The 24,666-nt window shown below is 70.3% G+C and carries 25 protein-coding genes; 16 read left to right on the top strand and 9 right to left on the bottom strand.

Features of this window, described 5'->3' with window-relative positions:
• Window positions 1–39: 39 nt before the first annotated feature.
• The 5 genes from VMD91_11020 to VMD91_11040 form a co-directional block, all read right to left on the bottom strand.
• A complete protein-coding gene (locus VMD91_11020; protein HTW84591.1) occupies window positions 40–606 on the bottom strand; it encodes an HdeD family acid-resistance protein in 567 nt (188 codons plus the stop codon).
• Window positions 603–1,655, bottom strand: a complete 1,053-nt coding sequence (locus VMD91_11025) for a DUF3810 family protein (GenBank protein HTW84592.1) — start codon at window positions 1,653–1,655, stop codon at window positions 603–605. The genes VMD91_11020 and VMD91_11025 overlap by 4 nt, the downstream gene beginning before the upstream one ends.
• Window positions 1,652–2,383, bottom strand: a complete 732-nt coding sequence (locus VMD91_11030; GenBank protein ID HTW84593.1) for a GNAT family N-acetyltransferase — start codon at window positions 2,381–2,383, stop codon at window positions 1,652–1,654. Before VMD91_11030 ends, VMD91_11025 begins: the two co-directional genes overlap by 4 nt.
• Window positions 2,384–2,474: 91 nt before the next feature.
• Window positions 2,475–3,269: an anti-sigma factor gene (locus VMD91_11035; protein ID HTW84594.1), complete on the bottom strand. Its 795-nt coding sequence runs from the start codon at window positions 3,267–3,269 to the stop codon at window positions 2,475–2,477.
• The gene (locus VMD91_11040) at window positions 3,269–3,799 is read right to left on the bottom strand and encodes a sigma-70 family RNA polymerase sigma factor (GenBank protein ID HTW84595.1); all 531 of its coding nucleotides are present in this window, start codon (window positions 3,797–3,799) and stop codon (window positions 3,269–3,271) included. Before VMD91_11040 ends, VMD91_11035 begins: the two co-directional genes overlap by 1 nt.
• An 82-nt stretch (window positions 3,800–3,881) precedes the next feature.
• On the opposite strand from VMD91_11040, the gene VMD91_11045 reads away from it, so the two are divergent.
• From VMD91_11045 to VMD91_11055, 3 genes are read left to right on the top strand one after another with little or no spacing between them, the layout of a single operon-like run.
• Complete coding sequence (locus VMD91_11045; GenBank protein HTW84596.1) at window positions 3,882–4,592, top strand: NAD-dependent deacylase; 711 nt, start codon at window positions 3,882–3,884, stop codon at window positions 4,590–4,592.
• Window positions 4,589–5,818 (top strand): cation:proton antiporter, encoded by a 1,230-nt coding sequence (locus VMD91_11050; GenBank protein HTW84597.1) that lies wholly within the window; start codon window positions 4,589–4,591, stop codon window positions 5,816–5,818. The genes VMD91_11045 and VMD91_11050 overlap by 4 nt, the downstream gene beginning before the upstream one ends.
• Complete coding sequence (locus VMD91_11055; protein ID HTW84598.1) at window positions 5,778–6,119, top strand: Rid family hydrolase; 342 nt, start codon at window positions 5,778–5,780, stop codon at window positions 6,117–6,119. Before VMD91_11050 ends, VMD91_11055 begins: the two co-directional genes overlap by 41 nt.
• A 22-nt stretch (window positions 6,120–6,141) precedes the next feature.
• Here VMD91_11055 and VMD91_11060 read toward each other — a convergent pair whose 3' ends face one another.
• Both VMD91_11060 and VMD91_11065 read right to left on the bottom strand, forming a co-directional pair.
• Window positions 6,142–7,242 (bottom strand): adenylate/guanylate cyclase domain-containing protein, encoded by a 1,101-nt coding sequence (locus VMD91_11060; protein ID HTW84599.1) that lies wholly within the window; start codon window positions 7,240–7,242, stop codon window positions 6,142–6,144.
• A 30-nt stretch (window positions 7,243–7,272) separates the two neighbouring features.
• On the bottom strand, window positions 7,273–9,048 hold the full coding sequence (locus VMD91_11065) for a sodium:solute symporter family protein (GenBank protein ID HTW84600.1): 1,776 nt from the start codon (window positions 9,046–9,048) through the stop codon (window positions 7,273–7,275).
• 266 nt (window positions 9,049–9,314) lie between these two features.
• Here VMD91_11065 and VMD91_11070 point away from each other — a divergent pair, with 266 nt between their 5' ends.
• Entirely contained in the window at window positions 9,315–10,862 is a 1,548-nt protein-coding gene (locus tag VMD91_11070) for a deaminase (GenBank protein HTW84601.1), read from the top strand.
• 321 nt (window positions 10,863–11,183) lie between these two features.
• Here the strand turns inward: VMD91_11070 and VMD91_11075 are convergent, their stop codons facing one another.
• The gene (locus tag VMD91_11075; protein HTW84602.1) at window positions 11,184–11,486 is read right to left on the bottom strand and encodes a hypothetical protein; all 303 of its coding nucleotides are present in this window, start codon (window positions 11,484–11,486) and stop codon (window positions 11,184–11,186) included.
• A gap of 73 nt (window positions 11,487–11,559) precedes the next feature.
• Between VMD91_11075 and VMD91_11080 the strand changes: the two genes are divergently transcribed.
• The 12 genes from VMD91_11080 (at window position 11,560) to VMD91_11135 (ending at window position 23,750) form a co-directional block, all read left to right on the top strand.
• Window positions 11,560–13,527: a family 20 glycosylhydrolase gene (locus tag VMD91_11080; GenBank protein ID HTW84603.1), complete on the top strand. Its 1,968-nt coding sequence runs from the start codon at window positions 11,560–11,562 to the stop codon at window positions 13,525–13,527.
• On the top strand, window positions 13,497–15,425 hold the full coding sequence (locus VMD91_11085; protein HTW84604.1) for a PDZ domain-containing protein: 1,929 nt from the start codon (window positions 13,497–13,499) through the stop codon (window positions 15,423–15,425). Before VMD91_11080 ends, VMD91_11085 begins: the two co-directional genes overlap by 31 nt.
• 55 nt (window positions 15,426–15,480) lie before the next feature.
• Window positions 15,481–15,993 carry a hypothetical protein gene (locus VMD91_11090; GenBank protein ID HTW84605.1) on the top strand — a complete coding sequence of 171 codons (513 nt, stop codon included), beginning with the start codon at window positions 15,481–15,483 and terminating at the stop codon, window positions 15,991–15,993.
• 51 nt (window positions 15,994–16,044) lie between these two features.
• The gene (locus VMD91_11095) at window positions 16,045–16,602 is read left to right on the top strand and encodes a TlpA family protein disulfide reductase (protein ID HTW84606.1); all 558 of its coding nucleotides are present in this window, start codon (window positions 16,045–16,047) and stop codon (window positions 16,600–16,602) included.
• A 251-nt stretch (window positions 16,603–16,853) separates the two neighbouring features.
• Window positions 16,854–17,273 carry a GntR family transcriptional regulator gene (locus VMD91_11100; protein ID HTW84607.1) on the top strand — a complete coding sequence of 140 codons (420 nt, stop codon included), beginning with the start codon at window positions 16,854–16,856 and terminating at the stop codon, window positions 17,271–17,273.
• Window positions 17,270–18,139 carry an ABC transporter ATP-binding protein gene (locus VMD91_11105; GenBank protein ID HTW84608.1) on the top strand — a complete coding sequence of 290 codons (870 nt, stop codon included), beginning with the start codon at window positions 17,270–17,272 and terminating at the stop codon, window positions 18,137–18,139. Before VMD91_11100 ends, VMD91_11105 begins: the two co-directional genes overlap by 4 nt.
• Window positions 18,136–18,882: a hypothetical protein gene (locus tag VMD91_11110; GenBank protein ID HTW84609.1), complete on the top strand. Its 747-nt coding sequence runs from the start codon at window positions 18,136–18,138 to the stop codon at window positions 18,880–18,882. The genes VMD91_11105 and VMD91_11110 overlap by 4 nt, the downstream gene beginning before the upstream one ends.
• 2 nt (window positions 18,883–18,884) lie before the next feature.
• A complete protein-coding gene (locus tag VMD91_11115; protein ID HTW84610.1) occupies window positions 18,885–19,058 on the top strand; it encodes a hypothetical protein in 174 nt (57 codons plus the stop codon).
• A 31-nt stretch (window positions 19,059–19,089) separates the two neighbouring features.
• The gene (locus VMD91_11120) at window positions 19,090–20,478 is read left to right on the top strand and encodes a dipeptidase (protein ID HTW84611.1); all 1,389 of its coding nucleotides are present in this window, start codon (window positions 19,090–19,092) and stop codon (window positions 20,476–20,478) included.
• A 46-nt stretch (window positions 20,479–20,524) separates the two neighbouring features.
• Window positions 20,525–20,953, top strand: coding sequence for an organic hydroperoxide resistance protein (locus VMD91_11125; protein ID HTW84612.1), 429 nt, complete (start codon window positions 20,525–20,527; stop codon window positions 20,951–20,953).
• A complete protein-coding gene (locus tag VMD91_11130; protein HTW84613.1) occupies window positions 20,950–21,699 on the top strand; it encodes a class I SAM-dependent methyltransferase in 750 nt (249 codons plus the stop codon). The genes VMD91_11125 and VMD91_11130 overlap by 4 nt, the downstream gene beginning before the upstream one ends.
• Entirely contained in the window at window positions 21,696–23,750 is a 2,055-nt protein-coding gene (locus VMD91_11135) for a hydantoinase/oxoprolinase family protein (protein ID HTW84614.1), read from the top strand. The genes VMD91_11130 and VMD91_11135 overlap by 4 nt, the downstream gene beginning before the upstream one ends.
• Here VMD91_11135 and VMD91_11140 read toward each other — a convergent pair.
• Window positions 23,728–24,621 carry a serine hydrolase gene (locus tag VMD91_11140; GenBank protein ID HTW84615.1) on the bottom strand — a complete coding sequence of 298 codons (894 nt, stop codon included), beginning with the start codon at window positions 24,619–24,621 and terminating at the stop codon, window positions 23,728–23,730. The genes VMD91_11135 and VMD91_11140 overlap by 23 nt on opposite strands.
• Window positions 24,622–24,666: the final 45 nt, after the last annotated feature.

Here is a 24,666-nt window from a genome sequence, read left to right on the forward strand (position 1 = left end):
GCGGGGACCGTCGTGGTTCCCGCCGACGACGGCCGAGCCCTACGTCGTCGGCCGGACGGTTCCGCTGGGTCCGGTCGTGAGCCCCCGCAGGCGGAAGGCCAGCCCCAGGAAGACCAGCCCCGCGAAGATCGCGTAGATGCTGATCATCCAGACGAGTGCCAGCGCGCCGTAGAGCGGCGAGGCGAAGACGATGAAGCCGAACACGACCGAGAGCGCGCCCAGGATGATCCACAGGATTTCGCTCGGCAGCGCCATGTGCAGCCGGAAGGCCGAGATGATCCCCAGGATACCCGTCACGATGGCCCAGGCGCCCAGCAGGTACGCCAGCGACACGATCGTCAGGCCGGGATAGAAGAACGTGATCAGCCCGACCGCGATCCCGAGCACGCCCTCGAGCAGCAGCCACCACCACGAGGCGTCGACGTGATTCATGCGGATCGCGGCTGCGATCGCGACGATCCCGTCCACGAAGGCGTAGGCGCCGAACAAGATCGCGATCGCGAACAGCGACGCGAGCGGGAACCAGGGCATGGCCAGCCCCAGCGCCAGCGCCAGCAGTCCCCGAATGAGGAACAGCCACCAATGGGAACTCACCCGTTCGATCATAGCAGGGGGGATCGTAGCACCGGCAGGCCGTCCGCGTCCAGGGACGTGCCAACCAGCAGGCGCAGAAAGTACCCGTAGGACGCGACGCCCCCGCGCACCCCGTTCGTGCGCAGGTACGAATCGTAGAAGCGCCACTGGACGGCGAAGATCTGCGGCATGTAGCCGGCGAGGAAGCGCGCGTTGCTGGCCCGGAAGTCGGCCACCACCCGCGGGTCGAGATGCAGCCGCCGGCGTTCGTCCTCGGGGAGATCGCCGTAGGTCCAGAACGCGCCCGAGTACCGGATCAGCGGATCGTCGGAGCGCAGGCAGGCCAGCGTCCCGATGAAGTTCGCGTCGCCTTCGTCGGTGAAGCCGGCGACGTGCGACCACTCGTGCGCCAGCGCGCGCGGCACCTCGAACGGCAAGAACGACGAGTTCAGGTACGTCTCGAACGAGAGCGGCTGGTACTGGCCGCCGATCCCCGCCGCTTCGTAGTAGCGCTGGATGATCGTCGTTTTGGGGTTGGAGACGACGACGTCCCAGCGGTCGCCCAGGCGCGCGACGATCGGTGCCCACGCGGCGCGCAGCTTCGCCTGGTCGAGCGTCTCGCGGTGCGCGGCCGCGACCTCGCCGTTGAGGATGCCGACGATCCGTTCGCTGAAGGCATGCACCGCGGCCGGCGTCACGCGCCGCTCGTCGTACGCGACCCGCGCGGCGACGGTCTCCCGCCGGTAGTTCCAGCCCCACAAGACTTCGAACAGACACACGCCCAACGCGGCCCAGCCCAGCGTGTGCGCCAGCAGCGCGGCGGCGGTCGCGCGACGCCGGCCGGCCGGTGCGCCGCGCAGCCCGCGCACCCAGCCCCAAACCAGGGCGAGGGCGACCAGCACCAGCTCGACGTCGCCGACCGCGAACGGTACCCGATTGGTCAGCGGCACGAAGAACTGGTTCATCGCCGCGAACAGCCCGTTGGCGTAGGCGTGCTCGACCCATCCGCGCGGGAGCGGAAGCGCGACGGCGAGCGCGGCCAAGACGACGGCCAGCGCGTCGAGCGCGAAGGCGCGCGTCACGGAAACAAGTACGTCGCGAACGTGCCGACCCGGGTGAAGCCGAGTCGTTCGTAGAGCGCGATCGCCGCGGTGTTGAAATCGTTGACGTAGAGCGAGAGCGTGGCCTCCGTGGCGAACAGACGGCGTGCGATCGCGGCCAGCGCCAGCGACGCGTAGCCGTGACCGCGGCGGTCGGGCGGCGTCCACACGCCCTGAATCTGCGCGGTGGCTCGGGTGCGCGGCCCGACGTTGCACTGGAAGCGCAACTCCCCCTGCGCGTCGATCCACACCCACCAGATACCGTGTGCGATCGCGCGCCGCACGCCGGCCGTGTAGCCGCCGTTCACGCGCGGGTCGTAGCCGAGCTCGCCCAGGATCATCGCCCCGCTGTGGTCCGCGATCAGCAGCGCCTCGTCCTCGCGCGCATGCCGCACGTCGACGTCGGGCTCGTCGGCGAGCGTCTCGGGCGAGAGCACGTACAGCGGCTGTTCGGCGCGCACGATCGCCGGCTGCGCGTGCCAGACGCGCACCCGCTGCCAGAGGCCGTCGACGGCGTCCTTGGGCCCGACGAAGCTGCGCAGCGCGCGGTGCTTGCGTGCCTCGACGGCGATCGCGTCGATGGCGGCGTCGTCGTCCGCCGCGATCACCAGCTGCATGCCGAAGTATGCCAGGCCCGTGACGCGGCCGCGAAAGTCGCGGTTGAGCACGATCTCGTCGAGCGCGGCGGAGCCGTGGCCGCCTTCGAGCACCCACTGGAGGAAAACGTTTTCGTACGGACGGCGCGCGGCGTACGCGATCGCGTCGCGGCGTGCGGCCCGGGTGAGCGGCTCGAGCAGGGTGTCAGGTGAGCGGACGGACGAAGGTGGGAGTCGTGGTCGGGGCCTTGCTCCCGCCCTCCGGTTCGACGCTGACCGCCACGGTCCCGACCTTCTGCGCGTCGACCGGCAGGGCGACCACCGCGACGCCGCTGCCGTTGGGAGTGAACGTGATGCTGGGCTGCATCACCGCCGACCCCTTGGCCGCCGTCCAGGCCTGGTAGACGTGGCCACGCGGCAGCGCCGGCAGCTTCGAGAGCGCGAAGTAGATGTGCTGGCCGCGCACGACGACGGTCCCCTGTGCGACCTCATAGTGCCGCGCGTCGGGCGACACCAGGTCGGTCAGCGTCTGGGTGAGATCGTCGCGGGTGCGCGCGCTGGTGCGCTCGCCTTGTGCCATCTGCGTTTGCAGGGTCGTCGCGCGGCGCTGCGCCGCGGCCAGGTCGCCGCGCAGCGAGACGTCTTGCGTGACGGTCACGAGCGAGAAGATCACGGCCGCCGCGGTCAGGAGTCCGGCGCCTACGAACCAGGCCGGGGTCGGAGCGAACCGCCGCCGCGCGATCGACCCGTCGGCCGGGACGCCGGCGCGCACCCGCGCCATCAGGCGTTCCTTCATGCGCGCCGTGCGCGCCGAGTCGACCGGTTCGTCCGCGGTCAAGGCGAGCGCGTCGGCCGCGGCGCGCAGGTCCAGGTACTCCGCTCGCGCTTCGTCGTCGTTGGCGATGAAGGCCGCTACCAGGGCCGCGTCCTCGCGCGGCAGCACGCCGAGCGCGTAGAGCGCGACCAGCTCGAGCATCTTCTCGCGCGCCGTGCCGTCCATCACGACACCTCCTCGCCCAGCGCGCGCCGCAGGCGCTGCAGCCCCGTGCGGATGCGCGTCTTGACCGTGCCCAGCGGCGTATCGGTGCGCTGCGCCAGCTCACTGTGGGTGACGCCGCCGAAGAAACCTTGCTCGATCAAGCTGCGCTGGTCGGCCGGCAGCGTGGCCAGCGCGTCACGCAGCCGCTGCGCGTCCAGGCGCGCGAACACGTCGTCCTCGAGCGCGCCGTCGAGCGGCAAATCGGCCGGAATCTCGCTCTCGGGACGGGCCGAGCGCGAACGCAGCACGTCGAGGGCGCGATTGCGCGTGACGCGCGAGACCCATGCGACGAACGAGCCGCCGCGGAACGCGTCGGGCGCGCTCCAAATCTTCAAGAACACGGTTTGCGTGACGTCTTCCGCCATGGTCGGATCGCCGAGCATGCGCAATCCGATGCCGAACACGAGCCGGTGGTAGGCATCATAGAGCGCTTCGAACGCGGCGTCGTCGCGCGCGCGCACCCGCTCCATCAAGCGGACTCCCGGATCCATCGGGCGGGGCTTCGCGTCCTCCGTGCGGTCACCTGGAGTCAACGGCGCGGGTGGGGCGGCGGATGGGATCGAACCGCGCTCGGTGCACGATCTTGACGAACTGCGTGCTCGGCTCGCCAACGCCCGCTCGATTGCCGTCCTGACCGGGTCGGGAATCTCCGCGGAGAGCGGCTTGCCGACGTTTCGCGGCGTCGGCGGTCTGTGGCGCACGCACCGCGTCGAGCAGTTGGCCTCACCGGACGGCTTCGCGAGCGATCCGGTGTTGGTCTGGACGTGGTATCTCGAGCGACGCCGTGCCCACGCGGACGTCGAGCCGTCGGCGGCGCACCGCGCGCTGGCGGCCTTCGAGGCGCGCGCGTCCGACTTCACGCTGATCACGCAGAACGTCGACTCGCTGCACCATCGCGCCGGCTCGCGGCGCGTGCTCGAGCTGCACGGCGCGCTGCGCGAGGCGCGCTGCACCGCGTGCGACGCGCGGCGTCCGGTCGACGAGATGACGCTCGACACGCTCGCGCACGCGTGCGGCGGCTGGTGGCGGCCGGACATCGTCTGGTTCGGGGAACCGTTGCCGCGCGCCGCGCTCGAGGAAGCGTTCGCCGCCGCGCGGCGTGCCGACGTCATGCTGGTCGTCGGCACGTCGGGACTGGTGCATCCCGCCGCGTCGCTGGCGACGCGGCGCTGCACGGACGCGTACGTCGTCGAGATCAATCCGGAAGAGACGGTGCTCAGCGCGCAGGTCGACCGGTCGATCCGCGCCGGCGCGTCGGCCGTACTGCCGGACCTCTTGCGATGACGCAAAGCGCGGTCGCCGCGTTCGTGGTGCTGCTGGCCGGCGCGCTGGTCGTCTCGATCGCGGCCGAGCGCGTGCGCATCCCGGCTGCCGTGCTGCTGGTCGTCGCCGGCGTCTGCGCCGGCTCGATCGCGCACCTGCACCTGCCGTTCGCGTTCGGGCCGACGCTGCTGTTCGTGTTCCTGCCGCCGTTGATCTTCGAGGCCGCCTGGACGATCGACTTGAACGCGCTGCGCCGCGCGGCCAATCGCGTCGCGCTGCTCGCGTTTCCGGGCACGCTCCTGACCGCCTTCGCGATCGCCGGCGCGCTGGTGATGCTGCACCAGCTCTCGTTCGTCTCGGCGCTGTTGTTCGGAGCGATCGTCTCCGCCACCGATCCGGTCGCGGTGATCGCGACGTTCCGCAGCGTCGCGGTTCCGGTCGGCGTGCGGACCTTGGTGGAGGCCGAGTCGCTGGCGAACGACGGGGTCGCCGTGGTCCTGTACGGCATCGCCTTGACGCTGGTCGCCGGCGGTCAGCTCTCGGCGGTCGGCGCGCTCGCGCACGGCGTCGTCGCGGTCGTCGGCGGCACGCTGATCGGCATCGGCACGGCGGCGCTGGTGGGTCTGGTGCTGCGCGCGACGGGCGATGCCGAGCACGAGATCGCGGCGACGTTCGCGCAGGCGTACTTGGCGTATCTCGCCGCCGACCGGCTGGGCTGGTCGGGAATCTTCGCCACCGCGGCCAGCGCCATCGCGCTGCGCGCGATGCTCCGCCGCCGCGCCTCGCTGGTCGAGAACGCCGCGGCGGTCGACCGCTGCTGGAGCGCGGCCGCCTTCGTCGCCAACGCCGCGGTCTTCATCGCGACCGGCCTGGTGGTGCCGCTGACGCGGCTGCTCGACGCGCCGGTCCTCATCGCGACCGCGGTGCTGGTCGTGCTGGCAGCGCGGCTGCTGCTCGCGGCGGCGATCGCGCGCGAGCCCCGCACCGCCGTCACCGTGTTCCTGGCCGGGATACGCGGCGCGTTGCCGCTGGCCTTGGCGCTCTCGCTGCCGGAAACGACGCCGGACCGCGGGGTGCTGGTCGACGCGGTCTTCGCCGTCGTGCTGGCGACGTTCGTGCTGCAAGGATTGCCGCTCGGCCTCGTCGTGAGACGCCTGTATGGAACGCCGGTATCTGAACCTTCCCGACAAGCAGCTCCCCAAGGGGATGCCGCGCTGGCCGTTCAGCGACGCCGTCCGCGCGGGTGACACGGTCTATGTCGCGGGCCGTCTCGGCCTGGATCCCCGCACGCGCAAGCCGCACGCCGACGTCCGCGAGGAAGCAAAGCAGATCCTCGACGACATCAGGGCGGTGCTCGCGCTCGACGGTCTGACGATGGACGCGCTCGTCATGGTGACGATCTACGCGCCCGACGTCTCCCACTTCGCCGCCTTCAACGAAGTCTACCTGACGTATTTCAGCGACGACCTCCCGGCCCGCGCCTTCCTCGGTTCCGGCCCGCTCCTCTACGGCTGCCGCTTCGAGGTCACCGCGATCGCGGTGGGTTGAGGTCGCGCAGCGCGAGCTGCGGTCAGAGGTCGATGGTGCCGCGGCGGTCCTCGTAGGTCGCTTTGGGGGGCGGGGGCTCGGGGAGGATCGGGCCGGCGGCGTCGTCGTTGCCGAGCAGCCAGGAGTGGCGCAGCTCGGGGAACGGCGGCGTCGCGTCGGCCGGGCGCGGGCGTGGCCGCGCGATCGGCGGTTCGGGGGCCGGCCGCACGGCCGGCGGCGGTGGCGGCAGCGGCGAGGAGGCCGGGGCGCCCGCGACGGCGGCCGGCGCGGTGACGACGGCGGGCGGCGGGACCGGTGCGGCCGGCTCGTCGGGCTGGATCGTCGTCTCGATCAGCGCGTCGACCGGGACGGTGAAGCGTTCGGGGCCGTTGCGGCGGCCGCGCACGACGAACGCGTCGAGCAGACGGCGCACGCCGGGCAACGGAATGCCGCTGACGGGAACGAGCTTGTACTCGTCGGTGAGCGAGGTGCACGTGGCGCGCGAGGCGACGATGAACGCGTTGAGATCGTACGCCGCTTCTTGCAGCCGGTGGGCGAAGGTCGCTTCGGTGCCGACGACGGCGTACTCGCGGCGGTCGCGGAAGCCGGTGTCGCCGGCGATGACGTTGCCGGTGTTGACGCCGATCCCGACCGTGAACGGGCGCCGTCCCTGGCGCGCCCAGCGGTCGCGCATCCCGACCACGTAGCGCACGATGTCGAGTGCGGCGCGCAGCGCATCGTCCTCTTGCGTCGGGTTTTCGATCGGTGCGCCGAACACGGCGACGATCCCGTCGCCCAGGAACGTCTCGATGATGCCGCGATGACGGTGGATCGCCGTGCCGGTCAGCCCGTAGAACTCGTTGACGTAACGCAGCGTCTCTTCGGGGTTGAGCTGCTCGATGAAGTGCGCGAAGTTGCGGATGCGGCAGACCAGGACGGTGGCGCGCGTCGAACGGCCGGTGAAGAGCCGCTCGTCGTTGCGCTCGAGCAGCATGTCGACCACCGACGGCGCGACGTAGCGCGAGAACGTCGCGCGCACGCGGGCCAGCTCGTGCTGGGACGCGGTCCAGCGCCGCCAGACCGCCCAGCAGCCGGCGGCGGCGCCGAGCGCGGCCAGGGCGATCAGCCCGAAGAGGATTCCCATCTCTTCACCTGTTTCGGTCGATGAGGACCCTTACCCGCGCGGTGGCGGCGCGGCGCGCAGCGTGCGTGCGATCACGATGCCGCAAACGGCCGCGAGCAGGCACCAGGCGATACCAGGACCGACCTCTCCCAGCACGAGCCGGCCGATGCCGAACAGCGTGCCGTAGACCAGCCCCAGCCCGGCGATCCAATCGATGAGCGCGATGCCGAGCCGGTCCTCGGACGTGCCGGGAACGAGGCGCGCGACCGGTCCCCAGCCGGCGCCGTTGGGCATGACGCGCGTGTAGAAGCGCACCAGCGTCGACTCGGACTCGGGACGGGTGAGGAACGTGACCGCGAGCCAGACGATCGTCGTCGCCACCACCGTGATCAACAGGCGCTTCGCGGTCGCGTTGGGATCGTCGCCGGCGACGAACGGCAACAGATAGCACGCGCTGCCGACGACGGCCGAGGTCGCCAGCGCCGCGATCTCGCTCCACGCGCTGATCCGCCACCAGTACCAGCGCAGGATCATCACCAGTCCGACGCCGGCCGTCAGCGTGAGCATGTATTTCCACGCCTCGCCGACCGAGGACATGAAGTTGGTGACGATCGCGGCCAGCACCAGCGCGAGCACGGTCATCCAACGCGAGACGCCGACGTAGTGGCGCTCGTCGGCGTCGCGCCGGATGAAGCGCCGGTAGAGGTCGTTGGTCAGGTACGACGCCCCGAGGTTGAGCTGCGTCCCGATCGTCGACATGTACGCCGCCAAGAAACCGGCCATCATCAGCCCGCGCAGCGCGACCGGCAAATGATCGACCATCGCCTGCACGTAGCCGAGCTCGGGGTCGACGACCCCGCCCGCGCCGACGACGCCGTGCGGATAGAGGACGAGCGCGGCCAGCGCGACGAGGATCCACGGCCACGGGCGCAGCGCGTAGTGCGCGACGTTGAAGAAAAGCGTCGCGTACACGGCGTCGCGCTCGCTGCGCGAGGCGAAGATGCGCTGCGCGATGTACGAACCGCCGCCCGGCTCCGCGCCGGGATACGACGACGCCCACCAGCTCACGCCGACGAACACCAGGAACGTCGTCAAGGGCATCCAGCTGCTCGCGCCGCCGCTCGGAAAGAACGAGAGGATGGAGCCGCCCGTGCCGCGGTGCGCGTCGACGACCGCGAGACCCGCTTTGAGGCCGGGGATGCCGCCGACGGCGACCACCGCCGCCACCGCCAGCACGATCGCCATCGCCATCTTCACCACGAACTGCAAGAGATCGGTGACGAGCACCGACCAGAAGCCGCCGATCGTCACGTACAGCGCCGTCAGCACCAAGCAGATGTACAGCGCGGGCCGCGTCGGCACGTTCAGCGTCAGCGAGAGGATCTTCACCATCGCCAGGTTGACCCAGCCCATGATGATCGTGTTGACCAGCACGCCCTGGTAGACGGCGCGCACGCCTCGCAGCCACGACGCCGGCGCGCCGCCGTAGCGCAGCTCGATGAACTCGACGTCGGTGAGCACGCCCGAGCGCCGCCACAGTGCCGCGAAGAAGAAGACCGTCAGGATGCCGCTGGCGGCCATGTTCCACCACAGCCAGTTGCCGGCGATCCCGTTGGCGGCGACGAAGCCGGTGACCGCCAGCGGGGTGTCGACCGCGAAGGTCGTGGCGACCATCGAGGTCCCGGTCAGCCACCACGGCGCCGCCCGGCCCGAGAGGAAGTAGTCGCTGACGCTGCGGCCGCTGCCGCGCGCGAACCAGAGCCCGATGCCCAGGTTGATCGCGAAGAACCCGACGATCACCGCGATGTCGAGAGGGCTCAGGTGCATTGGCGCTCGCGTTCTATCGACGAAAGTTTGTCCCTCCGGCTGGGTCTCGTGGAACACTGAGGTAGTGCCACACACCTGGCACGGAGCTGAGGCAGAATACATTTGTCGACAGAGTTATCCCCGGGGCGACGCCGACAGTCGGACTCATTGTCCACGCAATTCACAGCAGCAACCTCCCTCTTAGGTCTCATGTGCGATGACGTTGGCTAGGACGCAGAACAAAGGGCGATCAATTCGAGCGGAACATGACTGGGCCGGGTGTAGACGTGGCTGCGCCTGTTATTGAGCAGCAGCCAGTCCGTCGCGAATTGATTTTCGGTCTCGTCGCGCCCCTCGGCGTCGACAAGAACAAGGTGATCGAAGCGTTCAAGACCTGCGTAAAAGATGCTCGATACGATTTCGTCCGAATCGATACCACCGAGATAATCGAGGAGTACCGTAACCGCCCAAAACCACACGCGGAGAGCTACCTGGAGCGTAAGGAAGCTCTGATGGACGCGGGTGACGAGATGCGCGCAGATTGGGCAAGTCATGGAGATCGACGAGGCGACGCCGTAGCAATTGCCGCGGTCTTCGCGATCCATGAGCATCGCGACTCGACAAGTCGGTCGAGCCCCACAATGGCAGCTGGTGACGCTCGGTGCTACCTTATTGATTCACTAAAGCATCCGCATGAACTAGAGACCCTTCGGAGCCTTTACGGGCCGGCATTCATAGCCATAGCTTTGTATGCGCCGCCAGCGAAGCGTCGTGAGTTTCTGCTCCTCAGAGCTAGAGGACAGGAGCGTGCCGTTGACGCGCTACTCGACCGAGATGCGCGGGCACCGGATGATCTGGGGCAAAGAGCCTCGGATGCATTTTACGTTTGCGACTTCATCGTCGACGCAACCAAGGATGAATACCAGATCGAGCGGTCGCTCAAGCGCCTATTTCGACTACTATTTGGCGATCCGCATGTCACGCCCACAAAGCAAGAGATGGGGATGTTCTTGGCCCGTGCAGCCCAAGCTCGCTCGGGATCACTTGCCCGTCAAATCGGAGCTGCGATCCTTCGCGATGACGGGTCCGTAGTGAGCGTCGGCACAAATGAGGTAGCGAAGCCGATCACAGGCGGCCAGTATTGGGCCGCCGACGATAAGCGCTACCATGGCAGAGACCGCAGCTATCGCCTACGTGATACTAGCGATGAGTTCAGGGCTGAAATGGTAGCGGACGCGCTCCAGCGATTAGCCGGTTCGGGTGCCCTCAATGACTACTACGCCGCACTGGATCCTACTGATCGACTAAACGAGCTCTACTTTGCGAGGAGCGCGCCGCTAAGGAAGTCAAAAATTAAAGACAACATCGACTACATTCGCGCTGTTCATGCAGAAGGAGCCGCAATCATTGATGCGGCCAGGGCAGGCGTCGCCACGAAGGGCACGACCATGTACGCCACGGTTTTTCCTTGCCATGAATGTGCTAGACACATCGTCGCAGCAGGTATCAAGAAGGTCGTCTACCTTGCTCCGTATCCGAAGAGTGGGGTCTCGCGTCTGTACGAAGACTCGATTCAGGTCGATCCAGACGTGCGCTCGAGGCACAAGGTTCTGTTTCGCACTTTTCGGGGCGTAGCACCACCGCGGTATTTGGATCTCTTCACCGTTGGAGAAGACGAGCGAAAAGGGCCTGACGGCAGTCCGAAAACGGTCGACATCGAAACGGCTGCACCCCAACTGCCCTACTTTACGCCAGACGCCGGAGAGGTTGTTTTCGACGAAGCAAGGTTGCTCGCCAAGTATGCGGACTCACTGCGTGCGCGCCGCCTGCTATGACACGATTTTCGAAGACTATGTAGCCTGAATCGCTTGATAAGGAGAAAATCTTATGCCTGAGACAACCTGGGTCGACCGGCTCATCAAGTACGCCGACAATGTTAGACGGGAAGTACCCGCTTGGGCCCTGCAATCTGGGCGCGACGCGAACCGCGACGTCGGTAGTCCAAGGCCTGAGGTAGAGGGTGCGGGTCCACCTTCAACGCCCGAGGTCAAATAAAAAGACCTTTCCCCGGCGCATCAATACGTGCGCCGTGGAAAGGGGCGGGGCGGCGCGCTACACTCACGCGCGCCGCGTGGACGTTGGTTCCGGTCTACCCCTTACAGCGGGATCGAAATCCAGAGGCCGGACGGGCCGTAGTAGCCCCAAGCCCCGTTGCGCCAGTAAGCGCGGTGGTGGTGCCAGTAGTGGTAGTTGCCGCTGTAGGTCCAGCCGTTGCCGTAGTAGCCGGGCCGATAGCCGTTGTAGGTGCCACCGTAGCGATAGCCGCTGTGATAGCTGCGCGTGACGGTCGTGTGCGTATAGCCGCGGTGGTGATTGTATTGCTGCGCGCTCGCCGGCGCGCCGTAGGCGATGAGTGCGGCGCCGAGCGCGACGGCCGGCGCGAGGGAGAAGAGCTTCATACGGAACGTTCTGCCCGAAAAGCTTGCCAGTTAACTGCCAGGATGAGCGATATTCCATGGTGTAGCCGCGTGCGTGCGCTCGCTCTTGGTCGCTGCGTTCGTCCTGTTCACGGCAACGAGCGCGTCGGCGGCGCCCGCGTTGGTGCCGGCGCCTCGCTGGCTGGCGCCGGCCGCCTGCCCGCGGCCGTTCGCGCTCGCGCGCCCGCTCCGGCTACCGCGCGACGTCGATCCGGGCGGGTTCGCTCTTCTGCGTGAACGGTGGACGGCGCTCGGCATTGCGCCGCCGGTGCGCGTCGCGCCGGCGGCCGCGCAGGTCGAGCTGCGCCCGGTCGTCTCGCGGGTGCCGGGCGTCTATACGCTGCGCGTCGATTCGCACGTCGCGATCGGCGCCAACGGCGGCGAGGCGCAGTTCGACGCGCTGATGACGCTGGCGCAATTGCCGGAGCGGCGCGGCGCAGGCTGGACCTTGCCGTGCGTCGCGATCGACGACGCGCCGGCGATGCGCTGGCGCATCGTCTCGGACGACGTCTCGCGCGGGCCGTTCCCGACCATGGCGTACGCCAAGCAGCGCATTCGCACGCTGGCGTCGCTCAAGATCAACGGCTGGTCGCCGTACATGGAACAGGTCGTGGTCGATCCGCGCTATCCGTACGTCGCGTGGCCGAACGGGTGGACCGCCGCGCAGCTGCACGAGCTGGCCGTCTACGCGCGGGGTTTCCATGTCGCGCTGATCCCCGAGCAGCAGACGTTCGCGCACCTGCACGAGAACCTCAAGTGGGAGTCGCTGGCGCCGCTGGCCGAGCTCCCGCACGGCTATCTGATCGCCGAGAGCGATCCGCGCACCTACGCGTATCTCGAGCCGCTGCTGCGCGAGGTGACGGCGGCGACCGAGCCGACACCGTTCGTCCATCTCGGCGCCGATGAGCCGATCGACCTCGGCCGCGGTCGCACGCCGCGCACGCCGCAGGTCTTCGCCGACCACGTGAACCGCGTCGCGCAGGTCGTGCGCGCGGCCGGCTCGCGTCCGATGATCTGGGACGACGCCGTCCAGCAGGACCCGACGATCCTGCGGCTCCTCCCGCGCGATCTGGTCATCGTCTCCTTCCACTACGGGGCCGAGCCGACGTACCGGACGTACCTCGATACGATCGCGAACGCCGGCTTCGAGCAGATGATCGCGCCGGGCGCCGCCAACTGGAACGAGATCTATCCGGACTTGACGACGGCGTACGCGAACGTCGGCCGCTTCGTCGCCGAGGCGAAGACGACGCGCGGCGTGCTCGGCACGTTCATGACGGTCTGGCACGACGACGGCGAGAGCCTGTACGAGGCGACTTGGCCGGCCGTCGCCTACGCCGCCGCCAGCGCGTGGCAGCGTGCGCCGGTCGACGCGCGCACCTGGCATGCGACCTTCGCGCGCGCGTTCTTCGGCAGCGACGATCCGCGCTACGCCGCCGATCTCGACGCGCTGGCGGCGATCCGCGACGGGCTGCGCGCCGGCCCCGACATCCCGCCGGATTACCTGTTCTGGCGCGACCCGTTCGATCCGGCGTTACAGACGGCGGTGCAGAAGATCGATCTGGCGGCGTTGCGCACCCGCGCCGAGCGCGTCCTGAGCGACCTGTGGACGGCGCGCCCGCCGCTGCACGCCGGCGCGCTGGCCGCGATGCGGCTCGGCGCGCTGCGCTACGATCAGCTGGCGCGCCGGCTGCAGATCGGGAGCGAGGCGCCGCGCTACTACGCCGACGCGCGCACGCGCGCGGCGCAGCCGGGCGCGAGCGGTGCCGAACGCAGCCTCAACGTCGCCAAGTACCAGTGCTGGGAGCTGCGCGACGCGCTGGCGGCGCTCGTCCCCGTCTATGCCGCCGCGTGGCGCGCCGAGAGTACCGAGCCCGGCCTGCAGCGCGTGCTGGTGAAGTACCGTCTGGCCGAGGCGAACGCGCAGCGCTGCGCGGACGCGCTCGATGCCGTCGAGCGTGACGATTTGGTGGCCGGCAAGCCGCTCCCGCCGTGGAACGAGGTGCTCTCATCGGCGCGCTGACCGGCGTCGGCATCGTCCTGGTCTTCATCGCGCTGGCGGCGCTGATGATCGCGCGCAAGCTGCCGGCGCTGGTCGCCGTGCCGCTGATGGCGCTGGCGACGGTCGCGCTGGCCGACGCGCCGCACGCCGCCGGCATCGGACCCGATCTGGCCACCGTGCTCACGCAGGGCGCCGTCAAGCTCGCGCCGGTCTACGCGACGCTGTTCTTCGGCGCGCTGCTCAGCCGCGTCGTCCTCTCGACCGGGATCGCCGAGACGCTGGTGACCTACGCCGCCGAGTTCGGCGGCGACCGGCCGATGGTGCTGGCGCTGCTCTTGTGCCTGGTGGTCGCGGTGCTCTTCACGACCGTCACCGGCCTGGGCGCGATCATCATGATCGGGACGATCGTGCTGCCGGTGATGCTGACCGTCGGGCTGCCGCGCGCGCTCGCCGCGACGCTGTTCCTGTTGGCGTACGGCCTCGGCTACGTTCTCAACATCGCGCAGTGGCGGTTCTACAGCACGGTCTTCGGCGTCGACCGGGCGCAGTTCCAGAGCTTCGCCCTCGTGCTGGTCGTCGTGCAGGCGGTCGCGCTGCTGGCCTACGCGCTGGTGCGCGGGCGCGCGGCACGCGACTACGCCACCAAGCTGGAGCCGGCGCCGCCGCCGCGCCGTCGCGCGCCGCCCTGGGCGCTGATCACGCCGCTCTTGCCGCTGGTGCTGCTGGCCGGGTTCGGGTTGGACGCGATCGTCGGCTTCGCGGTCGCCGCCGTGTACGGCGTGCTGGTGACGCGTCCGCGCGAAGCGATCCAGACGCTCGTCGCCGCGTGGATTCGCGGCATCGAGGACGTCGCGCCGGCGACGGTGCTGATGATCGGCATCGGGATGCTGCTGGTCGCCGCGCAGACGCCGCAAGTGCAGGCCGCGGTCGCGCCGCTGGTCGCGGCCGTCGCGCCGCGCTCGCCGCTCGGCTTCGTGATCCTGTTCGGGCTGCTCTCACCGCTCGCGCTCTACCGCGGCCCGCTCAACCCCTACGGCGTGGGGATCGGCGTCTACACGGTGCTGCTCACGCTGCACGCGCTGCCCCCGGTCGCGCTGGTCGCGGCGGTGATGTGCGTCGTGCAGGTGCAGAACGTCTGCGACCCCACCAACACGCAGAACGTCTGGGTGGCGAACTTCACCGGCATCGCCGTCGAACGGATCACGCGCCTGACGCTGCCCTGGCAAGTCGCCGTCGCGACGGTCGCGGCCGGGCTCGAAGCGCCGGTGACGGCGAACGGGACGCTGGCGGTGCTGGGAGACGGCACGCCCGACGGCGGGATCGCCGCGCACCTGATACAGGCCGCGATCGCGCGCGGCTGGTCGGGTTATCGCGCGATCGCGATCGACGGCGATCCGTCGGCGAGCGACTGCGCCGTCAAACCCTACGCCGCCGCGCTGCGGGTGACGGTCTCGCCGCTGCTGCACGAGGGCGTCGACGTCGGCGTCGAGCTGCTCGACTGCGCGGGCTGGAGCGTCGACCAGTGGCACAACCAGGGCGACGTGCGCGACGCCGCGCTCGCCGCGCTGTTCCGCCTGCGCACGTGGATGCGCGAGCAGCCGGCCTACGCCGCGGAAGTCTTGCAGCACGGGCTCGCGTTCGATCCCGCCAAACCGGCGCCGACCTATTTCTACGTGCTCTTCAAGCCCAGCGACGGCTACCTGCGCGCGCTGGTGCGGCCCGGCGGCCCGGCCTACCGCGCGGGGCTGCGCACGGGCGACGTCGTCGACAAGATCGACGGCAAGTTCTGGTGGGAGTACGGCACCTATCAGAGCGAGCTGCGCGCGTACGACGGCAAGCCGCACACCTTCGACGTCGAGCGCGGCCGCGTCGGCGGTCCCGCCGGCCACGTCGCGCTGGGCGAGCCGTTCCGCGGCTAGGTAGCGCGCAAGATTCGCCAAGCCGCCGGCGCGGCAGTCGGACTACGATCGGCGCATGACGACGCTCGTGGCGGCAATCGCCGCCGACCTCATCAGTGACACCGTGGCCGCCGCCGCGGCCGGACCGATGGCGGCGTTCGCACCGCTCGTCGGCAGCTGGGACCTTTGCTACGTCCACCATCGCGGCAGCGGCGAGCGGATCGACGGCACCGGCTACGTGCGCTTCGGCTGGGGTCTGCAAGGCCTGGCGATCGTCGACATCTGGGCCTTCGACGGCGCCGCCGTCGTCGGGACGACGATCCGCTTCTACGATCCGAAGATCGACGGCTTCCGCTCGACCTGGATCTGTCCCGCGCGCAACGTGCTCCTCCCGTTCGTCGGACGGGTGATCGACGAACGGATCGTGCTCGACGCGACGCTCGCCGATCCGCCCGGACGCCGCGTGCGCTGGGCGTTCGTCTCGATCGAAGCCGAGCGCTTCTCTTGGACCGGCGAGATCTCCGACGACGGCGGCACGACCTGGCTGCGCACGCAAGAGATCGAAGGCACGCGCCGCCCGGCGGGTTGACGCACCGCTGACGGCAGGAGCTCCGTACGCCCGGGACGGATCGCGATCGTCGTGATCGGCACTCGTTTTCCGCACGCTCCGGCGATCGCGCGCTGTCTGCTCGTCGCGCTCGCGTTGGGCTCGGCCACGTTCGCGCGCGCCACGGCCATGGGCGACGTCGAGCTCGCCGTCGGCGCGACCGCACCGGCGATTCGGGAGTCCACGGCGGCCGGTCCGTTCGACAGCACGACGACCGGCCGGCCGTACGTCGTCGAGTTCTTCGCGGTCTGGTGCCCGCATTGCCAGCGCATGACCGCAGTGCTGAACGCGCTGCAGCAAGCCGACGGGACGCGCGTCGACGTCATCGCGGTTCCCGCCAGCCCGTTCGGCTTCGACCGCACCTCGGTGCTGACCGATGCCGACCTGCGCACGTTCGCGCAACGCTTCCGTACCACGTACCGGATCGGCTTCGACGGGCTCTACGACGCCGCGTTCGACTACGGCGTCTCGAGCTTTCCGGCCATCTACGTCGTCGGGGCCGATCGTCGCATCGTTGCGGTCGAGAACGGCGAGGTTCCGTTGACACGGCTCGAGGCCGACGTCGACCGGGCGCTCGCCGGGGGGCATTGACCCGGGGGGCCGTCCCGCGCCGAAAAATTTCGCGGCGGACCTCTTGACTTGTGCTAGTCGGATTAGTATAACTAGTTCAGATAGTTCAACTAATACGACTCACACGAACGCAAGCGCAGGAGAGACATCATGGACAGCACCCGCCCGGTCCGCCGCCCCGCCCCCAGCCCGATCCCCGTCGGTCCGACCCTGATCCGCACGCCGCGCGACGGCTCGCTCTTCCGCGGCTGGGGCGTCACGCTGTAACCGTCTTGCCGCCCGCCTTCTTCTCGGTCGACCCGCACGGTGGCGCCCCGCTCTATGTGCAGCTCGCCGAACAAATCAAGCGAGCCATCGCGGTGGGTGCCCTTTCGCCGGGTGAGCGTCTGCCGACCGTGAAGGGGCTCGCCCTCGACCTCAAGCTCAACGCGAACACCGTGGCCCGGGTGTACCGGGACCTCGAGCGCGACGGCGTCATCGCCACCGCGCCCGGACGCGGCTCGTTCGTCCGCGAGGACGGTGCGCTCGGAGAGGCGCGCCGCGCCGCCAACGACGTCGCCACCAGTGCCCTCGACGGGGCGGTGCGCGAAGCACGCGCGCTGGGCCTCACCCAGGATGAACTCCGCTCCATCGTCGACGCGTCCGTGACGCGCTGGTATCCCGAAGATCGCACCAAGGAGGAAGAAGCATGATCGCCGTTCGCGGTCTCACCAAACGCTACGGCGGCGTGCTCGCGGCCGACGACGTCTCGCTCGACGTGCCGGCCGGCTCGGTCTGCGGGCTGCTCGGACGCAACGGCGCCGGCAAGACGACGACGTTCCGCTGCCTGCTGGGCTTCACCACGCCGGATTCCGGTGAGGTGCGCCTGGACGGCAAGCCGTTGACGCCGCACACCTTCGAGCACCTCGGCTACGTCCCGGAGCGCCCCGCGCTCTACGGTTGGCTGACGGTCGCGCAGCATCTCGAATTCGCGCGCCGGACGCAGCCGCGCTACGACGCCGCGTTCGCTTCGGAGCTGCTGGCGACGTTCCGCCTCGATCCCAAGAAGAAGGCGAAGAAGCTCTCCAAAGGCCAGCAGACGGCGCTCTCGCTGATCGTCGCGCTCTCGACGCGGCCGAACATCCTGATTCTCGACGAGCCGGCCAGCGGTCTCGATCCGGTCATGCAGCGCGTCGTGCTCGACCTGTTCGTCGACGCGGCGACGTCCGGCGCCGCGATCCTGCTCTCCTCGCACCAGATCGGACAGGTCGACCGCGCCGCCGATCGCATCGCCATCATGCGCGACGGCAAGATCGTCGTCGCCGGCGAGCTCGACGATCTGCGCGAAGCCTCGCGCGTCGTCGAAGCGACCTTCGACGGTACGCCGCCCGACTTGAGCGCGTTGGGCGAGATGAAAGTCGAGCGCGCCGGCACCAGCGTGCGACTGCACGCGAACGGCCGCGCCGATTCGGTCGCCGCACGGCTGGGTGCGCTGGGCGCCGTCAGCGTGCGCGTGCTCGATCGCTCCCTCGAAGATTTGTTCCTCGACGCCGTCGACGACGGAGGACTCCACGAATGACCTACGTTGAAGTGCTGCGCGCGCGCCGCCTGTTGTTCTGGATCGCGGCCATCGTCGCGCTGCAGGTCGTGCTGGCCGTTTGGAGCCTGCTGAGCAGTCACGGTCACGTCGATCGCCCGAGCGCGATCCCGATGACGTGGCTGCTCGCGATCGGCGGCATCGGACCGCTGATCGCTGCGTCCTTCCTGGGCGGCAACATCAGCGCCGAAGGCACCACGCTCGCGATCCTCTGGACCCGCCCGGCGACACGCACCGCCATCGCCTGGCGCTACTTCGCGGTCGACGCCGTGGCGATGCTGTTGGCGTACTTGATCGTGCTGGCGGGCGAAGTACTCATCGCCGCCTTCGTCGGCGTGGCGAACCGGCTCTGGTTCGATAGCGGCTCGGCCGGAACGATCGCGATCGTCCTGTCGGGATCGTTCATGCTCTACGCGTACATTCGGCTCGGGTCGGCACGCTTGACGGGACGCGGCGGCGTGCTCGCCGGCGCGATCTGGGCCGCGATGTTCCTCGTCCCCGGACTGGCGCATCTGCCGCTGCCCGCCCCGTTCCATCTGCCGCTGGTCGGGCTCGAGTACGTGAGCCCGTTGACGTGGATCGGCAGCCTGGGCGGCTCGGAACACCACAACGCCGACGCGAGCGTCGTCGGCCTCTCGGTCGGTTGGCGCGCCCTCGTCGCCGCCGTCATCGCCATCGTCGCACTCGTCGCGTCCGTCCAGCTCTGGGTGACGCGGGAGGCCTGAACATGACCCTGCTGGCAACGCATTTCTCCCTGGTCATCGGTGCGTGGCGGCTGCGCGTGCGCATCGACCTGGACCAACCGCGCGAGAGCGAGCTCGCCGACGCGCCGGCGCCCGCCCCGGCCCCGACCGCGGCGCCGGCCTACATGCTGCACCCCGACTGGCCGGCGCCGCGATAGAGGATCGCGCCGGCGTGGCGAAGTGAGCGCCATGCTCGCACCCCACGCCGACGCCCTCATCGCGCACGTCAAAGCCAACCACGATCGCTACCTCGACGAGCTGCGCGAGTGGATCGCGATCCCCTCGATCTCCGCGCAGCCCGACCGGGCCGCCGACGTGCGGCGTTCCGCCGAGCATGCCGTCGCGCGGATGCGCGCGGCCGGGCTCCCGGTCGCCGAGGTGCTCGAAACCGGCGGCCATCCGGTCGCGTACGGCGAGTGGCTCGGCGCACCGGGCGCGCCGACGATCCTGATCTACGGCCACCACGACGTGCAGCCGGTCGACCCGCTCGACTTGTGGATCTCGCCGCCGTTCGACGCGCAGGTGCGCGACGACAAGATCTTCGGCCGCGGTGCCGTCGACGACAAGGGGCAAAACCTCATGCACCTGGCCGCGATCGAAGCGCACCTGCGCCTCAACGGCCGGCTGCCGCTCAACGTCAAGATCGTCATCGAAGGCGAAGAAGAGATCGGTTCGCCGAACTTCGAGTCGTTCTTGGCCCGCGAGCGCGAGCGGCTGGCGTGCGACGTCGTCGTCGTCTCCGACACCGCGGTGTTCGCCGAAGACGTGCCGTCGCTGACGACCTCGCTGCGCGGGATGGTGTTCTGGGAGATCACCGTGCACGGTCCCACCAGCGACCTGCACTCGGGTTACTACGGTGGGGTCGTGAAGAACCCGCTCGAGGCGCTGGCGCAGATCCTCGTCGCGCTCAAGGACGGACACGGCCGCGTCACGGTGCCGGGCTTCTACGACGACGTGCGCGAGCTGGCGCCGTACGAGCGCGCCGAGATCGCCGCGCTGCCGTTCGATCCGGGCAAAGAGGCGAACGCGCTCGGCGTCCCCGAGCTGGCCGGCGAGAACGCGCGCCTGCCGCTCGAGCGGATGTGGTTCCGGCCGACGCTCGAGGTCAACGGGATGTACGGCGGCTATCAGGGCGCCGGCTCGAAGACGATCATCCCCTCGTTCGCGCGCGCCAAGCTGTCGGCGCGGCTGGTCTCACATCAGGACCCCGAAGCGATCAAGCACGCGGTCTCGACCTTCGTCCAGCGGGTGGCGCCGAAGGGCGTGCGCGTCGAGGTCGAAGCGCACGGCGACACGCGCGCCGTCGAAACCTCGCGCGACCATCCGGCGGTGCTGGCGGCCGCGCGCGCGATGGAGCGCGGCTTCGGCAAGCCGCCGGTCTTCATCGGCACGGGCGGCACGATCGGCCCGGTCTCGTCCTTCGACCGCATCCTGCACCTGCCGCAGGTGCTGATCGGCGTCGGCCTCCCCGACGACGCCATCCACGCGCCCAACGAGAAGTTCGATCTGCACCAATTCTTCGGCGGCATCGAGACGATGACGTACCTCTACGACGAGCTGGCGGCCGCGCTGGCATGAGTGAATCCGGGCGCGGCTGGGCCGGGTCGTGGGGCTCGCTATGGCGATGAACGTACGACCGAAGATCTTCTACACGGCCAAGGGACACGTCGTCGGGGGCCGGGACGGCGAAGGACGCAGCGACGACGGCAAGCTCAGCGTCACGCTGCGCAAGCCCGGCGAGATGGGCGGCACCGGCGAGGGGACCAATCCCGAACAATTGTTCGCGGTCGGCTACGCGGCGTGCTTCATGGGCGCGCTGGGGCTGGTCGCGGGCAAGGCCGGCGTCGAGCTGCCCAAGGACGCCTCGATCGACTCCGAAGTCGGCCTTCTGCAGAAGCCGGACGGCGCGCTCAACATTCAGGTCGCGCTGCACGTCACGCTGCCGGGCATCCCGCACGACCAGGCGCAGCACTTGGTCGAAGAGGCGCACAAGGTGTGCCCCTACTCGAACGCGACGCGTGGGAACATCCCGGTCGAACTGACCGTCGGGTGAACCCGACCGGCCGCTTCAGCGACCGCGCGCGCGATTACGTCGCCGCGCGGCCGTCGTATCCGGACGCCGCGATCGATGCGCTCTTCGACGGTCTCGGTGACGCGGCCGACGTCGCGGTCGCCGATCTCGGCGCCGGGACGGGCATCTCGACGCGGCTGCTGGCGCAGCGCGGCGCGGTCGTCTACGCGGTCGAGCCGAACGCGGCGATGCGCGCCGCCGCGGCGCCGGCCCCGCGGATCGAATGGGTCGACGGCACCGCGGAGCACACCGGACTCGAAGAAGCCTCGATCGACCTGGTGACGATCTTCCAGGCCTTCCACTGGTTCGACCACGAGGAAGCGCTGCGCGAGATCACGCGCATCCTGCGGCCGGCGGGTCGCGCCGCGCTGGTCTACAACGAGCGCGACGAGTCCGACGCGTTCACCGCCGATTACGGCGCCACGATTCGCCGCCACGCGACCGACGACACCGAGCGGCGCCGCGAGCGCGCGCGGGCCGCGTTCGGCTCCTACCGCGCGTGGCACGCGTATCGCGAGCTGGCCTTCCGCAACGCGCAGGAGTTCGATCTCGACGGCCTGCTGGCGCGGGCGCGCAGCAGCTCGTACCTGCCCAAGGAAGGCGCCGCCGGCGAGGCGCTCGCGAACGACCTGCGCAGCGTGTTCGCGGCCTACGAACGCGACGGTACGGTGACGATGCGGTTGGCGACGTTCGTGGACGTCGCGGAGACCGGCGCCGACGGCGGATGACCGCTCCGCGGCTGCGCATCGGGATCGACGTCGGCGGCACGTTCACGGACGTGGTCGCCGTCGACGCGGCGACGCGCTCGCTGGTCGCGTCGGTCAAGCTGCCGACGACCCACGACCATCCGGACGGCGTGGCGGCCGGGATCGTGGCCGGGCTGGAGCGGTTGTTGCGCGAGCATGCGATCGACCCGAGCGCGATCGCGTTCATCGCGCACTCGACGACGCAGGCGACCAACGCGCTGCTCGAAGGCGACGTCGCGCAGGTCGGGATCGTGCCGCTCGGCGGTCCGGTGGCGCGCGCCTTCGCGCGCTTCGCGCCGTTCGCGCTGGCCGACGGGGTGCGGTTCGCGCCGCGCTGGCTCGACCCGCGCGCCGGTGACCCGCTCGCGGCGGCGCATGCCGCCGGCGTCGAGGCGTTGGCGGTGAGCGCGCCGTTCGCGGTCGACCGTCCCGACGCGGAGCACGCGCTGGTCGTGGCCGCGCGCGCGTCCGGGTTGGCGGCGACCGGCGGCGCCGAGGTGTCGACGCAGTACGGGCTGCGCGCGCGCACGCGCACGGCCGCGCTCAACGCGGCGATCCTGCCGCGCATGCTGCGCACGGCGCGCATGACGGCCGGCGCGGTGACCAACGCCCGCATCCCGGCGCCGCTGATGATCATGCGCAGCGACGGCGGTGTGATGGACGTGGCCGAGGTCGAGCGGCGGCCGATCCTGACGATGCTTTCCGGACCCGCGGCGGGGATTGCCGGCGCGCTGTTCCACGAGAACGTCACCGACGGGCTGTTCGTCGAGGTCGGCGGGACGAGCGCCGACTGCTCGGCGATCGTGCGCGGCCGCCCGCAGATGCGGCCCGCGCGCATCGGCGGCCATCGCACGCTGCTGCGCACGCTCGACGTGCGCACGATCGCCGTCGCGGGCGGTTCGCTGGCGCGTGTCGCGCACGGTGCGATCGTCGAGGTCGGCCCGCGCTCGGCGCACATCGCCGGCTATCGCTACGCCTCGTTCACGCCCGACCTCGTCGCGAGCGCCGTGCCCGACCTCGCCGACGGCGTCGTCGCGCTACGCGGCGCGAACGGCGAGCGGATCGCGATCACGCCGACCTGCGCGGCCAACCTGCTGGGCGTCGTGCCGCCGACGGCGTTCGCGCGCGGCGACGCCGCGGCGGCGCGGCTGGCCTGCGAACGGATCGCCCCGCTGCTCGGCCTGGACGCCGACGGCGTCGCGCGCGCGATCCTCGACCGCGCGACGGAACGCTTGCGCGCGACGCTCGACGAGCTGATCGCCGACTACGGCCTCGACCGCGCGACCGTCGAGCTGGTCGGCGGCGGCGGCGGCGCGGCGGCGCTGATCCCGTACGCCGCGCAGCGCCTGGGGTTGACGCACCGGCTGGCGCGCGACGCCGAGGTGATCTCGCCGCTGGGCGTCGCGCTGGCGCTGGTGCGCGACGTCGTCGAACGCACCGTCGTCGATCCGTCGGCCGACGATCTGGCCCGCATTCGCCGCGAGGCGATCGACGCCGCGACGGCGTCGGGCGCCGCTCCCGATCGCATCGAGGTGGTGGTGGAAGTCGACACCGCGCGCAACCGCGTGCGGGCGACCGCCTCGGGCGCGACCGCGCTGGTCGACGGGGCGCAGAGCGGCGTGCTCGCGACCGAGCCGGAACGGCGCGCGGCGGCGGCGGCGCACTTGCACGTGGCGCCGGACGCGCCGCGCGCGCTGGCGCAGACGGGCGCGCTGACCGTCTACGGCGCCGGGCGCGCCGCCGCGATCGTCGACGAACGCGCCGTCGTGCGGCTGACCCTGACCGGCGCGACCGTTCTGGCGCTGCGCGCGGGCGCGCTCGAGAGCATCCTGCCGGGGCTGGTCGACGATGCGACGACCTTCGGCGACGTCGGCCGCGCGTTGCCCGACGTGTTCGTGTTGCGCGGCGCGCGCATCGGCGAGTTCGCCGGCCTCGGCGAGGCGGCACAGATCCTGGCGCTCGCGCGCGACGAGCTGGCCGGCGTCGACGCCGGCGAGCCGGTCGTCGCGATCACCGTCCCGAAGCGGGCATAGTCCGCGCGAAGCGCGCGGTGACGGTGCGCGCGCACGCGGCGATGGCGGCGTTCGCGTCGCCGACGCCGTCGAAGTCGAGCGCGAAGCACACCACCGCGAGCGAAGCGCCGGCGCTGGGCGTGAGCAGGCCGGCGTCGGCGGCGAGGTTCACGGCGCCGCCGCTGACGTCGCTGACGGTCCAGCCCGCCGGGACGCCGGCGCGTAGCTGCGCGCGGCTGTTGACGGTGGCGCGCATCCAGGTGATCAGCAGGGTCGTCGACTCGTCCGAGAGCGGCGACTCACTGCCGAGCTGCTCGAGCAGGTGCGCCGTCGAGTCGGGCGTCGCGCTGTCGCGCTCGTCGTGGACGTCGACGTGCAGCGGGCGGCGGCGCGCCAATCGGTCGACGCGGATGCCGCGCACGCCGATCGTGCGCAGGTAGGCCGTGATGGCGGCCGGGCCGCCGATCAGCGGTGCCAGCAGGTCGGCCGCCGTGTCGTCGCCGTAGACGATCGCATACGCGCACAGCTTGCCCAGCGTGAGCACGCCGCCCGCGGGGTAGCGGCGCGCCAGCGCGCTGGCGCCGCCCTCGAGGTCGGACGGCCCGAACGCGATTTGGCGCTCGAGCTTGTCGTCGCCGGCGTCGACGCGGGCCAGCGCCGTCATCACCAGCGGCAGTCGCCATAGGCCGCCGAGCGGGAAGCGCTCCGCGCCGCGATGCGCCAAGCGCGCGGCGCTGCCCAGATCGAGGGCGGCCACGCCGAGCCGGCCGCCGCCGTGCTTCTCGAGCGCGACGAACGGGTCGGCGTCCGAGGCGCGCGCGAACGGCGGCCGGGTCGATGACGGCCCCGCCAGCGTCGCTCCGGTGAAGGCCAAGAAGTCGGCTCGGCGCATCACCCGGTCCTTCGCAGCCGGCAGCCTGCTTCCGCTGGACGCAGC

Source organism: Candidatus Sulfotelmatobacter sp. (assembly GCA_035504415.1).
GTDB lineage: Bacteria > Vulcanimicrobiota > Vulcanimicrobiia > Vulcanimicrobiales > Vulcanimicrobiaceae > Vulcanimicrobium.

Coding starts and splice junctions, on each gene's coding strand:
- VMD91_11020 (HTW84591.1), bottom strand. CDS start 606: ATGATCGAACGGGTGAGTTCCCATTGGTGGCTGTTCCTCATTCGGGGA.
- VMD91_11035 (HTW84594.1), bottom strand. CDS start 3,269: ATGGACGGCACGGCGCGCGAGAAGATGCTCGAGCTGGTCGCGCTCTAC.
- VMD91_11040 (HTW84595.1), bottom strand. CDS start 3,799: ATGGATCCGGGAGTCCGCTTGATGGAGCGGGTGCGCGCGCGCGACGAC.
- VMD91_11050 (HTW84597.1), top strand. CDS start 4,589: ATGACGCAAAGCGCGGTCGCCGCGTTCGTGGTGCTGCTGGCCGGCGCG.
- VMD91_11055 (HTW84598.1), top strand. CDS start 5,778: ATGCCGCGCTGGCCGTTCAGCGACGCCGTCCGCGCGGGTGACACGGTC.
- VMD91_11060 (HTW84599.1), bottom strand. CDS start 7,242: ATGGGAATCCTCTTCGGGCTGATCGCCCTGGCCGCGCTCGGCGCCGCC.
- VMD91_11065 (HTW84600.1), bottom strand. CDS start 9,048: ATGCACCTGAGCCCTCTCGACATCGCGGTGATCGTCGGGTTCTTCGCG.
- VMD91_11075 (HTW84602.1), bottom strand. CDS start 11,486: ATGAAGCTCTTCTCCCTCGCGCCGGCCGTCGCGCTCGGCGCCGCACTC.
- VMD91_11090 (HTW84605.1), top strand. CDS start 15,481: ATGACGACGCTCGTGGCGGCAATCGCCGCCGACCTCATCAGTGACACC.
- VMD91_11105 (HTW84608.1), top strand. CDS start 17,270: ATGATCGCCGTTCGCGGTCTCACCAAACGCTACGGCGGCGTGCTCGCG.
- VMD91_11110 (HTW84609.1), top strand. CDS start 18,136: ATGACCTACGTTGAAGTGCTGCGCGCGCGCCGCCTGTTGTTCTGGATC.
- VMD91_11115 (HTW84610.1), top strand. CDS start 18,885: ATGACCCTGCTGGCAACGCATTTCTCCCTGGTCATCGGTGCGTGGCGG.
- VMD91_11120 (HTW84611.1), top strand. CDS start 19,090: ATGCTCGCACCCCACGCCGACGCCCTCATCGCGCACGTCAAAGCCAAC.
- VMD91_11125 (HTW84612.1), top strand. CDS start 20,525: ATGAACGTACGACCGAAGATCTTCTACACGGCCAAGGGACACGTCGTC.
- VMD91_11135 (HTW84614.1), top strand. CDS start 21,696: ATGACCGCTCCGCGGCTGCGCATCGGGATCGACGTCGGCGGCACGTTC.
- VMD91_11140 (HTW84615.1), bottom strand. CDS start 24,621: ATGCGCCGAGCCGACTTCTTGGCCTTCACCGGAGCGACGCTGGCGGGG.